Genomic DNA, 13024 nt, shown 5'->3' on the forward strand with positions numbered 1-13024 from the left:
AAGAGCTTTGACATAATTCTCAACAGGTAGATATAAAGCAGGCGCTATATATCTACCTGCTTTTTCTGCTCTTAATAACATTATCAACCCTATAAAAATCAAAGAGATAGATCGTCATTTCCAGAAATAGGAGAAGCTTCTCTTGAATTCTGATATATAGAGCAAGCCTCAACTGTCTTAACCGCCTTTATTCCCGGGCAACTAACCGTGCGCTTAGTCTCAAATAGCTCTATCGCTCTTACCTGGCTTACGCTGCTCAATGACAGGCTCCGTCAACTATTCACCACCTGCTATCTTGCTTTAAGCAGCAAAGCTGAAGCTAGGGGGAGGAAGTGGTTATGTCTGTCATGTGCCGTTTAGCCCTTTTGGCAGTAGTTTTTGTAGATCTGATGGGTCAGGGATTGCTGTTCCCGATCATCAATGAATTGGTTATGTCGACAAAATTCCAGTTCCTACCTACTGATACGCCACAATCAACTCGGCACTTGTACTATGGAGTTGTGATCGGCAGCTTCTTTCTGGCGTGGTTTATTGGGTCCGTATATATCGCCAAACTGTCTGACAGTATCGGACGCAAAACTGCCATGGTGCTGTGTCTGGTGGGGGCTATGGCCGGATACGCGATCACTGTTCTCTCTTTGCTAAGCAATAGTCTCTGGCTTCTTATTCTCGGACGAGTGATCAGCGGCTTTACTGCGGGAAACCAACCTATTGCTCAAGCAGCAATGATTGATGCCAGCCAAAGTGAGCTGGAGGCCTCCAAGAACCTAGGGTTATTGGTAGCCGGAATGAGTGCTGGGGCAGTAGCTGGACCGATTATGGCAGGGGTCTTGGCAGACAGGGAGCTATTGGGGAGCATAGCCAGTATCCAACTGCCCTTTTACTTTGCGCTGGTACTTGTCGCTATTACTTTGTTTTTGATCCTGACCTTTTATCACGATACCCGGGAAGCCCCGATGCAGCTTAGGCTTCGCTTTCTGGATCTATTTACTCAGTTTATACATCTGAAGGACCGCCCTCGCGTCGTCCGACTTTGCCCTGCCTATCTCTGTTTCATGCTGGTGCATCTCAGCTTTTATATATTTATCACAAACTATTTAAGCAGTAGATTCCAGGCAGGCCTGCTAATAAACAGTATGGCCATGCTGACTATGGGTATTGCGGTGGCAATTTCCAGCCTCTTTATGGTCAAGCCTGTTTTGTCCCGCTGGACTAAACCCCTGGTAGTTACAGTTTCCGCCTTAGTGATGGGAGCGAGCGCGTTAGTCTTCGTATTCAGCAGCCATATTTGGCTATGTTATCTCAGTGTGTTCTTCGCGTACCTTTGCTTTGGGCTCGCTTACCCCGCCCTCTTGAATATATTCGCCAATAGTGTCGATGAAACGGAACAGGGTTGGGTAATGGGAATAGCTACTGCGGGCTTCACGCTGGTAGCAAGCTTGATTTCGCTCGCGGGGGGCATGGCAATGGAAGTTGATATCCGCTTACCGTTTTACATTACAGCAGCTGCATCGATATTAGTATTTGTTTTAATCCGGTGGAGCTGGCGCAAACTCCCTGGCGTAGCATAGTGAAAAATCAGGCAAATAAGTAACCGACCTACTCTGCCAGTGACACCAGACGTGGGCCCTTCAGGATAAGCTGAAAGGCCCATAACTTTATACCTCGCCCCTCATTAGTTAATGAATCGCCCGCTCTCTAGTTAATCCACAGTCTACAGGGTTATTTACCTCCACACTTAAATCTAGAATACGGGCGATCCACCATATAAATGGCTCAACCTGACCGCTTAAGGTGCAGCTACCTGTACAAATATCATCAAGCAGCGACTGAACATCGTGAAGCCGCAAGGCCGTGACAGACCTCTGGTTTCTTAGCGTTACTGAGCAAAAAGGAACGTCGTTGGCCGAGAGATCACTCAAGGTTACTTTGCCGCCATCAATTAAAATTCTCACCGGCTCAAACTGTTCAGTAACACTCACAGACAAGCACAAGTTAGGCACAGGGCTGGATAGTCGATTGATATATTCCTGTAGGAAGTTAGAAAAGGTATTTGCCCACTCACCAATTTCAGCGAGGGCTTGCCCCAAATCCATAGCCTCCTCTTTTGTTTCCTGGGATTGAGCATCAACCTCTTTTTCAGCCTCAATAAGAGCTTCCACGGTCCTTTCAACATCCTCCCTCGTGTGAGCTGCCGAGCAGATCAACCTCAGGCGGCCGCGGCCGCTCTCAACTATCGGGTAAGTGACAGCCGAGGTTTGAATACCGCGCTGATAAAGCGCTTGGACTATCCCATATAGTTTATCTTTATCTTTAAAATGGGGTGTGATAATAGGCCCATCACCTGTTCCCAAATCGTATCCGGCCTGCTCGAATTTCCGGCGCATATAGCGGGTCGTATCCCACAATTGATCACGCAGTCCATCGTCAGATTTAATCCGACGCAAAGAAGTCAATGCGGCTGCAATATCTGCAGGACTGATAGAAGCCTGAAAGATATATGCCCTGGCTGAGGACCTCAGCAAGTCAACGTACTCCTTACTCGCAGCAACCACACCCCCAAGACTACCGAGCGACTTACTGAGTGTTGTCATAATAAAGTCAACTTGATCAGTAATACCTTGAGCCGCACAGATACCGGCACCACGCTCACCATAAAAACCGAATGAGTGTGCCTCATCAACTAAGGTCAAGGCGTTGTATTTCTTTGCTGCACGCACGATTTCAGCTACCGGTGCAGCACCTTCCCCCATACTGTAAACGCCCTCGAGAACCACTAGCGTGGTTCGGTAGGGAGACGCTTCAGATTCCAGCACCGACTCCAGATCAGAGGCATTATTGTGTTGGAAAGTTCTAATTTTGGCACCACTGAGACGGGCCCCATCAACAATTGAGGCATGGCAAAGTTGGTCTATAACCACAACATCATCTTTACCTAATATTCCTGCCACCACCCCGACATTGGCCGTATAACCCGTTGGAAACAAGCAGGCTCCAGACTTGCCCACCAAATCAGCAAACTCCGTTTCAAATTGGAGGTGAAGATCCGTCAAACCCGATGCCGCCGCTGAAGTGCCCATTCCTGTTCCGAAAAGCTGTACAGCGGATGAAGCCTGTTCGATAACTTCTTGATCTCTATTCAGGCCAAGGTAGAGATTGGTCGTCCAAATAATTGCATCCTGGGTATCATCGTTATAAACATCTGTAACAGTGCCGTGCGTCCCACTACCTGTACGTAAAACTTTACTGTAAGGATTCCTCTTCTGATTGTTTGCCATGGCTATCACCGCCTGCACCAACTTACTTTTGTCAGAAGCAGACCAGGATGACGCCTTTGCGGCCTGAAAAGTTGGATGGCTCAACTGGAGCTGGGACTGGAAATTAGCCAGCGCATCAATTTCAGATTTGGCAATCTCATTAGCTGACTCACCACTGATCTTACCTTCCGTCAAATCAAGCATATAGCCAGCCAATAGCTTCGGCGTGGGATAATCGAAAATTGTCTGCGCAGATAGGGGGTGTCCAATGCTATGACTCAATCGGCTGGCCAATTCTAATGTTGTCAGCGAATCCAGGCCCTGCTTGTCGAAGGCTATCTCTGGGCGCACAACCTCCGGATTTGGGTGATTCATGATGGAAGCCACCTCACCCTGGATAATTGAAGTAAAAATTGCCTCGCTGTCTACTGATAAATCTGCGAAATGCTCGCCCATTCCACGGCTTCGATTAATATCATCGTTTGCAGCCAAACTGCCTTCAGTTGGGACGACTAGCTCTCCTTCAAGGAGGGCTAACCGTTTGCGGTCCAGCTTATTGTTGGGTAGCAGGGGTAACTCTTGCAGATGCTTGACAAACTGGGGGACCATATATTTAGGAAGGCGCTGTTCAAGAAACTCTTTTACTGCTGCTTCGGTAATTGTCTTTTCGCGAGCAACAATATAAGCCACCAGAATCTTCTGCCCCGCCCCGCCATCTATAACGGTAGTAGCGGCAGCATCAACGCCCGGTATAGACTCAATTGCCGATTCTATTTCTTCAAGTTCAATACGATAGCCCCTAATCTTCACCTGGCAATCGGCGCGCCCCAAGTATTCTATTTCTCCATTTGCTGTCCATCGGCACAGGTCTCCCGTTTTATACAAGCGCTGATCGGAAATTCGGGAGTTGGAAGCTTGCTGTATAAAGCGTTCCTCGCTCAGATGCTCATCATTTAAATAGCCCCGAGCTAGCTTATCACCAGACAAATACAACTCCCCCTCCCCGCCGGGAGCAACTGGCTGTAATCTCTCATCCAAAATATACGCTCGGGAACTTGAAACCACCCTTCCAATCGTAATTTGGTCGCTATCGGGGCTAACTTCTTTATAAGTTGAGTAAACCGTGTCCTCTGTGGGGCCATAAACATTAACTATCCGCAGTTGTTCAGCCCCCGCGTATATTTGCTCGACCAGGGATTGCTTAAGTACTTCACCCCCAAAAATCAGGCAACGCACTCCCTGAGGTAATTTGTCTATCGAAAGTAAAGCCTGAATCGCAGATGGAACGGTGATACAAGTTCGCACTTGCTCTCGAAAGGGAAGTTTTGGCAGCTCCAAAATATTCTTCGACAATATAACTCGGCCGCCCAGAGAAAGAGTCCCGATAATTTCCATCACCGAGGGGTCAAAGCAAACTGAGGTCGAAGCCAAAACGCCTTCTAGCTCTCCATCGCTCAACAGCTCACTCATGGACTTACTGAGAGCGATAAGGCTTCGGTGTTCGATAGCAACCCCTTTCGGGCTTCCAGTAGAGCCGGATGTGTAGATTACATAGGCTAAATCACTCGTTTGCGGCCTGGTATGTTCCGGTAAAAACTCCGGTGCCTGCTCTCGTAACTCATCGATCCATACCAGTTCTTTCACGCCAAGGCACAAGTTTGCGTTTTCGTCACAATCAACGATTGCTGCGGCAGCTCTGGAGTGCTCGAGCATGTATCGCACCCGCTCTAACGGATAAGTCGGGTCCAGTGGGACATAAGCACAACCTGCGCGCATTACGCCAAGTAGAGCCGCGACCAGCTCCCAGGATCGACTCATACAGACACCAACCAAGGAACCAGGCTCAACCCCTCGATTTACCAACTCAGCGGCAATCCCATCGACCCGTTTCATCAGGCGAGCGAAACTTAATTCTGTGTTGCCATCGATAATAACGACCTGATCAGGATTCTTTAGCTTTTGTCTTTCGATCAAATCGCAAACTGTATCTCCTGATGATATAGCGCCCATTTCTCCCGATTCAAAATCTAAGGACTGGGCGTTATGTTTGTTTATTGAGCTGCACACTGAACATTACCTTTTATACTTATTAAAATCCGGAAACTAACTTTCAATTCATTTCTCTGTCTTTCAAATTTGGTCAAAATTTTCTGTTATTTGAACTACTTGAAAATCAGTTGCTAAATTGGAAGTATGCCGGGAAATAATTTCATAACATTGAACTGGAGCAGTATTTCAGCTAACGCAGTTCCAAGTCATAAAGGAAAATTAAATGAAGGTGGTATTCAGGGAGACAGGAATGTATTTTGGAAACTGATAGTTAAATATCAGTCATAAAATTAAATTTCTGAGGAAAATAGCCGATAAGAAGATACCGGCTACTATTGAATTTATTTCTGTGCGATTGCACCGCTACGACCAAGGCGAGCGATGATATTTTTCAACCTTGCAAATAACTGGGGAATATCTTTACCCATCATTAAATAGAGACAGGGTACCAATAACAATGAGATCGCCGTAGCAGCGAGTATTCCATAGCCCAGCGAGATCGCCATCGGAATCATAAAGCGCGCCTGCACCGAACTTTCAAAAATCATCGGCATCAAGCCGCAGAAAGTTGTTATGGTGGTCAATACGATTGGGCGAAAACGCCGCGCTGCCGCTCCCTTGATAGCGCTTTCCAAATCAGCGCCATCATTTCGGAGACGATTGCTGTACTCAATCATTACCAGAGTATCGTTAATCACAACTCCGGCCAGTGCCACCATACCCAGCAGACTCACCATACTGAGTCCATACCCCATGCCTAAGTGGCCAAGTAACGCGCCAATCACACCAAAGGGTATCGCCACCATTACGATCAACGGCTGTACGTAACTCTTTAAGGGAATTGCCAATAGCAAGTACAGCACCGCCATCGCAAGGGCAAAGGTCATCGCCAAACTCGCCAATCCCTCTCGCTCCTCCGCTTGGCGTCCCTCATAGGAAACACTTAGGCCGGGGAATTCAGCTTTCAATTGGGGGACCACACTTTCATTCAGCTCATTAATGACGAGTGTCGCTTGATCACTGGGCTCCACATTGGCGGTAATTGTTGTAACCCTGCGGCCCGCCCGGCGATTAATCGTCGCATAGGCGCGCCCTTTATCAATTTTTACCAGATCTGGCAGGGGCATCCAAAGTCCATTGCTGGCCCGGATCATAATGCTATTCACATCATTGATATTCGCCCGCTCATCCTCAGGCAAACGCACCATGACCTTCACCTGGTCCCGGCCACGCTGTTGGCGCAGGGCTTCAGCCCCGTACAACGCTGCCCTCAACTGGCGACCAATATCCTCCGCAGACATGCCCAAACTTTTGGCCGTTTCAGTCAGGGTAAGGTCCAGCTGGGTTTTACCGAGGGAAATACCGGGATCGATATCGCTGACATTGGGGAATTTCTCCAACTCATCCCCTAAACGTATCGCAGCTTGCTCCAGAGTATCCGTGTCAGTATGGCGAAGCTCCACGGTTAACGAGGAGCCAGCGCCGGGACCGCCACGGTCAGAAGCTGTTGTTGCGCTAAGCGCACCGGCAATGGGTCCCACTTCCTGGCGCCAGGCGCGAATAAACTCACCGGTGGAAAAAGGACGTTCATCTGCGGGTACAAAGAAAGCGTCCACCATAATCGCGTCATCACCCATCAAACCGCGAATACCCAGGAAGACCTTTTCTTTATCGTATTGCTCGAGCACCCTATCGGCAGCAGTAATAATCTGCGAGCGCGCTTTTTCCAGCTGGGATTGGGCCGTTCCGGTGGGAAAGGTGACAGCAAAGCGACCGGAGTCACGCTCCACCCTGGGCATCAAGGTGAAGCCCATACGACCGCTAGCCGCATAGCCGCCAACCACCAGCAGTGCCGCTACCGCCACGGCAATAGTGGTGTAGCGGTGCTTGATACATATATCCAGGAAGGGCCTAAAGCGCTGCTGTACAAAACGATCCAATCCCCGCGCCAGCATTTTCTGCCGCGCGGCAAAGCGGCGCGCCCGGCGACTTTTATAGCCGCGACGAGAGTGGGCCAAGTGACCGGGCAAAATAAACAGCGCTTCCACCCAGGAAATAATAAATACCGAGCCCACCACAAAGGGAATCACACCAAAGATCTTGCCCATAAAGCCGGGTAAGGCCATCAGTGGAAGGAAAGCGACAATATTAGTCAGGATCGCAAATGTGAGCGGTACCGATACCTGGCGGGCACCGGCAACGGCAGCCTCCAGATTGCTGTAGCCTTTTTGTCGCCACTCGTGGATATTCTCACCGGCAATAATTGCATCATCCACCACTATTCCAAGGGCGATAATAAAGGCAAACATACTTACCATGCTGATGGAAATATCCAGCCCAGGCAGGAATAGCAATGCCCCCAGGAAGCTGGTAGGAATGCCCAGTGTTACCCAAAAAGCCAACCGCAATTCCAGAAAGGCTCCGAGCACAACAAATACTAATAAGAGCCCGATAAAACCGTTCTTCAGCAGCAGGGTCAGACGCGCTTTGAAAATTTCCGAGTCGTCATCTCGAACTGTCAGGGTCACCCCCGGAGGCAGGCTTGCCCTGACCTCATCAACGACTTCATGGGCAGCCTCACTGACACTCATTGGTGTCTGGTCGCCCACCCGGTAGATCTTGATGCTGATAGCTGGCTCGCCGTTAAACACCATATTGCGCGCTTCTTCCTCAAGCGCATCGCTGATATTGGCAACATCCTTTAAATAAACGGCACCGCCACCAATGCCTTGGGCAATAACAATATCGCCAAACTCACGAGCCCAATCACGGCGCTCGGTCACCCGAACCAATATCTCCCCCGCATCAGACTTAACACTGCCGCTGGGAATATCTACCGCTGCATTTTCTACAATGCTTGCCACTTGCAGCAAGGTAAGCCCATAGCGACGCAGGTCGTCGCGGCGAATCTCGATCGCCACTTGCAAGTCCCGCATACCCCGCGCTTCCAACTGGGTAATACCACTGTGCGCTTCGAGCTTATCGTAAACCTGCATCGCCAACGCGCGCAGGTTTTGCTCGGTAAGATCGCCGTGTAATACCAGATCCAGCACATCCCGTTTGCGCTCGGCCAGACTGACCTGGGGTTGCTCAATATCTGTGGGGAAAGTGGTAACGGAATCGATAGCCTGCTGAATATTCTGGTACACCAAGGCAGCATCAGCATCGCCTTCCAGCTCCAGGGTTAAAGAGGCACTACCCTCATTGGCCCTCGCGGTCATCTCTTTGATGCCTACCAAGCCCTGCACCGCTTGCTCGGCAGCCACCAGTACACCGCGCTCGACCTCCTCAGGGCTGGCACCGGGATAGGAAATGGACACGCTCACAGTGTCCAGGCTGAACTCCGGGAAAACTTCCTTTTTAACGATGGTCGAAAAAATCAAACCACCGATCAGGAAAACCAGCATCAACAAATTGGCGGTTACATGGTTGCGCGCCATCCAGGCGATGGCGCCCGTGCGGGTATCGACCTTATCTTTGGATCTATCCTGCTTAGTCATCTGCGCCCCCAGCGTTGGGTCCACCGGGGCCGCGTCTTGGCGGCCGTTCCGCAGAGGCAGCAGCATCTATCGGCGGGCGCTGCTGGCGATTACTGTCTCCGGCAATTCGCACCGGCATACCCTCAGTAACGGTTACCAACCGGGTCGTCACTAAGGCTTCTCCACCGTTGAGCCCCTGCTCCAGGACTGCAAAGTCGCCGCTCATGTAGGCTACTTCTACCGGCAGAACCGTGGTGCGGTTCTTACGAACCACCCACACATTGTTGCCGTCTTGCAACGCGGTGAGGGGGATTCGCACACGCTCATCCTCACTTTGGGAAACGATCTCTACTTTCGCCAGATCGTTGAGAAGCAGCTGCGGCTGGGACGGATCCTGTACGGAAAGCGGGTCTTCCAGCTCTACCAACACACTGGCGAGACGACCCTGCTCTTCCAGTACCGGGATAACCCGGACAAACTCACCGCGGCGGTAGACGCCCTGCGGCCACTGGCTGCCGTAAATTCGAACTTCAACATCACCGCGTCCAAGCCGGTGCAGTTGCGACGCGGGAACCTCAACGGCAATCTGGAAACGGTCAGCACTAGCGAGGCTGTAGAGAGTATCTCCCGGAGAGACGCGATCACCGACATCGGTATCACGCTCAACTACTAGGGCATCAAATGGGGCGCGAACCTCGGTAAGCCGAAGATCGCGTTTAGCCAAGGCCACATTTGCCTCTGCGGATTTTACTGCCGCCTCTGCTGCTGCTCTCTGAGGCTCGCGCAACACCAGGGCCTTATCCGTTCCAGACAGGGCTGTGCCGAGAAGCTCGTATTCCTCTTGAGCAACTTGCTGCTGTCCTTGCTCCTGCTGCAATTCAGCACGGCGTTCGGCGAGGGTGCTCTGGGCCGTCATCAGGGCCAACTGGTAGGGCTCCTGGTCAATACGCAACAGCACCTGCCCTTTTGGCATTACCGCACCTGGACCCAGATCATAGTCGAGCCACTGCACCTGCCCCTGTACCTGGGGCTCCAACTCCGCTAACTCACGGGCACTCACTTTACCCAGCGCGCTCAGGGTCACAGGAAAACGACCCTGCTCAGCAACGGCTACATCGACTGTCGGCGGTGGCGATTTGCGCTCACCGCGACTGACCGACGGTTTTTCCCGCATCATCCAGTTGAAGGCCAGGAATGCCAACACCACCAAAATTATGGGGATCAGCAGGCGCCAATTGAGTTTCTGCAACATCAGTTATTTCCCTCCAGGTACAACTCCAAATCCACTGGCTCGGGGGCTGGGAGATCCGCCTGGGGGATCCCGCCGGAAAGCGCGCGGTAAAGTACTACTCGGTTTTCAATCAGTTCGCGCTCGGCAGACAAGATTTGTCGCGCCAAACTCTGTTGTTCACTCGTCGCGGTCAACACATTGAGGAAGTCGATGGTTCCCCGCGCATAGGCGCGGCTTTGGCGCAGAACCAAAAGGTCTGCGAGACGCTCACGCTCACGTAGATGGTTGAGTCTCTGCTCGATCAGGCTCTCTCGAATCAAGGCCTGCTCTACTTCAGACAAGGCTTCATTAACTGCACTGCGGTAGAGCGCCCAGCGCTCCTGCAGAACGGCGTCCTGTTGCTCCCGGGCCGATGCCAGGGCGCCACCATCAAAAATCACCCCCTCAATAGAGGCTGCGATGGCCAAGAGCCAGTTTTCAGTCACGTCACTAATTAAACTGGTGCCATTGCTAGCTACCGCAGACAAACTAAATACAGGCAGTCGATCGGCCCAGGCCTCATCGGCTAAGTGATAGCCCTGTAAAAGGTCTCGCTGCGCCTCAACGACATCCGGGCGGCGCAATAACAATTGCGATGGCACGCCAGTCTCTGGCAGGGCTGGTAATGCCGGTAACCCGGCCTGTTCGTGAATAATGCTGCTAAGTTCCTCGACATTGATATCCAAGAGCACCGCTAACTGTACTTTTAGAGTTTCGGCATCCGCCTCCGCCTCATCCAGTTCCTGCTGTGACTGCTGGACCAGCTGCTGTTGCTGCAAAACATCGGCTGCACCTGAGACGCCGCGACCAAAGCGCAGTTCCAGAACCTTCAGGCTTTTGCGATTGATCTCCAGCTGTTGTTGCAGCAAATCCCGCTGCCCCCACTGCTCCCGCAATTCCAACCAGGTAGCTGCGACCTCGCTCGCCAGGGTCAGAGCTGCCGTCTGTAAATTCTGTTCCTGGGCCAGGTAAGCCGCCTCTGCTGCACTGGCACCGGCACGAACTCGCCCCCAAAGGTCCACTTCGTAGCTGGCGGCGATACGGGTACTCCAACTATTGCCCTCCGCAGAGGGATCGGTGAACTCGCCGGAAGAGTAGCGCTGCTCAGTATTTTCAATACTGGCAGTCAATCTTGGCCAAAGGCCCGATCGCGCTCCCCGCGCGGTGGCTGCTGCCTGCTCCAATCGCCAATAGGTAGCTTGAATATCCGGATTATCTTTCAGTGCCAGCTGTACCAAATTATCCAACTGTGGATCTTGCAAATCTCGCCACCAGCGCAAACTCGGTGCGACGGTACCCGATGCACGAAAAGATTCTGGTAATCCCAAGTTTTCATCGGGTTGAACGGTCTCAATTGGCTGCGAACTACAGCTGGCAAGCAGCGGAACACAAATTGCCAAAATACGGTAAAAGGACAAGGAATATCACCGAAATTAAACGTTTAATCGTAAAAAGTAGAGATTTATTGCGTGCATTATCCGCCCCCCAAAATCGCTCGCAATGCGTTTTACTCTTGTTTACAAAGCATACGTAAAATCAGGCAAAAAATTGCTGCCCGCAGGAGTGCCGAAAACCGACTACTTCGGTATGATGCGGCACACTAAACTGAATAGTCATCGGGGTTTGACGCGGAGCTTATCCAAAAAGTCTCCCCTCTGTACAAAGGTGCTCGGCCTTCTTCAGCCGGCCCCCTTGGACGCTCCGGTGGAATTAATAACGGAAGTAGAAGAGACAAACCATGAGTAAACATCAGCCACTCGCCCATTGGGACGATATTTTGCTGCTGGACCAACAGCTGACCGACGAAGAGCGCATGGTGCGCGACACGGCACGTGAGTACTGCCAAAGCAAACTGATGCCCAGAGTTCTCGAGGGTAACCGCCACGAAATCTTCGATCGTGAAATCATGAACGAGATGGGTGAATTGGGCCTGCTCGGTTCCACCATCGAAGGCTACGGCTGTGCCGGTCTCAACTACGTTTCCTATGGCCTGGTGGCGCGCGAAGTTGAACGCGTTGACTCCGGCTACCGCTCCGCCATGAGCGTTCAGTCCAGCCTGGTTATGCACCCGATTTACGCTTACGGCAGCGAAGAGCAGAAGCAGAAGTACCTGCCTAAGCTGGCATCCGGCGAATGGGTTGGCTGTTTCGGCCTGACCGAGCCCGATGCGGGTTCCGATCCCGGCGGCATGAAAACCCGCGCCAAGAAAGTCGATGGCGGCTACCGCATCAGCGGTTCCAAGATGTGGATCACCAACAGCCCAATCGCCGACGTTTTCGTTGTTTGGGCGAAAGATGACGACGATATTATTCGCGGCTTCGTGCTGGACAAGGGTATGGAAGGCCTCTCCGCACCGAAGATCGAAGGCAAGTTCTCACTGCGCGCCTCCATTACCGGCGAGATCGTGATGGACAATGTGTTCGTTCCGGAAGAAAACAAATTCCCGGAAATTGGCGGACTGCGCGGCCCCTTCGGCTGCCTGAACCGCGCTCGCTACGGTATCTCCTGGGGCGCCATGGGTGCCGGCGAGTTCTGCTGGCACGCCGCTCGCCAGTACGGCCTGGACCGCACCCAGTTCAATCGCCCTCTGGCTCAAACCCAGTTGTTCCAGAAGAAACTGGCGGATATGCAGACCGAAATTACCCTGGGCCTGCAAGCCTCCCTGCGCGTAGGTCGCATCATGGATGAGAACAAGCAGTTCGACCCCACCATGATCTCCCTGGTGAAGCGCAACAACTGTGGCAAGGCACTGGATATCGCCCGTATTGCCCGCGATATGCACGGCGGCAACGGCATCTCCGACGAATTCCACGTAATTCGCCACGTGATGAACCTGGAAGCTGTAAATACCTACGAAGGTACCCACGACGTACACGCCTTGATCCTCGGCCGCGCCCAGACCGGCCTGCAAGCATTCGTGTAAAACACGTCTAGTTCGATGCTCACGGTAGTTACCGTGGGCATCGCCC

The 13024-nt window shown here is 51.9% G+C and carries 6 protein-coding genes; 2 read left to right on the forward strand and 4 right to left on the reverse strand.

Going from position 1 to position 13024, the window contains the following annotated elements:
- The first annotated feature begins 338 nt into the window (after positions 1 to 338).
- The gene (locus tag QT397_16945; protein WNZ54572.1) at positions 339 to 1571 is read left to right on the forward strand and encodes an MFS transporter; all 1233 of its coding nucleotides are present in this window, start codon (positions 339 to 341) and stop codon (positions 1569 to 1571) included.
- A 108-nt stretch (positions 1572 to 1679) separates the two neighbouring features.
- Here QT397_16945 and QT397_16950 read toward each other — a convergent pair whose 3' ends face one another.
- The 4 genes from QT397_16950 to QT397_16965 all read right to left on the reverse strand — a co-directional run bounded on the left by QT397_16950 (position 1680) and on the right by QT397_16965 (position 11473).
- Positions 1680 to 5231, reverse strand: a complete 3552-nt coding sequence (locus QT397_16950; GenBank protein ID WNZ54573.1) for an amino acid adenylation domain-containing protein — start codon at positions 5229 to 5231, stop codon at positions 1680 to 1682.
- Positions 5232 to 5647: 416 nt separating this feature from the next.
- Positions 5648 to 8806, reverse strand: a complete 3159-nt coding sequence (locus tag QT397_16955) for an efflux RND transporter permease subunit (GenBank protein WNZ54574.1) — start codon at positions 8804 to 8806, stop codon at positions 5648 to 5650.
- Positions 8799 to 10037 (reverse strand): efflux RND transporter periplasmic adaptor subunit, encoded by a 1239-nt coding sequence (locus tag QT397_16960; protein WNZ54575.1) that lies wholly within the window; start codon positions 10035 to 10037, stop codon positions 8799 to 8801. Before QT397_16960 ends, QT397_16955 begins: the two co-directional genes overlap by 8 nt.
- A complete protein-coding gene (locus tag QT397_16965) occupies positions 10037 to 11473 on the reverse strand; it encodes an efflux transporter outer membrane subunit (protein ID WNZ54576.1) in 1437 nt (478 codons plus the stop codon). The genes QT397_16960 and QT397_16965 overlap by 1 nt, the downstream gene beginning before the upstream one ends.
- Positions 11474 to 11793: 320 nt before the next feature.
- Here QT397_16965 and QT397_16970 point away from each other — a divergent pair, with 320 nt between their 5' ends.
- On the forward strand, positions 11794 to 12978 hold the full coding sequence (locus QT397_16970) for an acyl-CoA dehydrogenase (protein ID WNZ54577.1): 1185 nt from the start codon (positions 11794 to 11796) through the stop codon (positions 12976 to 12978).
- Positions 12979 to 13024 lie beyond the last annotated feature (46 nt).

The organism is Microbulbifer sp. MKSA007 (assembly GCA_032615215.1).
Taxonomy (GTDB): Bacteria; Pseudomonadota; Gammaproteobacteria; order Pseudomonadales; family Cellvibrionaceae; genus Microbulbifer.

Coding starts and splice junctions, on each gene's coding strand:
- QT397_16945 (WNZ54572.1), top strand. CDS start 339: ATGTCTGTCATGTGCCGTTTAGCCCTTTTGGCAGTAGTTTTTGTAGAT.
- QT397_16955 (WNZ54574.1), bottom strand. CDS start 8,806: ATGACTAAGCAGGATAGATCCAAAGATAAGGTCGATACCCGCACGGGC.
- QT397_16960 (WNZ54575.1), bottom strand. CDS start 10,037: ATGTTGCAGAAACTCAATTGGCGCCTGCTGATCCCCATAATTTTGGTG.
- QT397_16970 (WNZ54577.1), top strand. CDS start 11,794: ATGAGTAAACATCAGCCACTCGCCCATTGGGACGATATTTTGCTGCTG.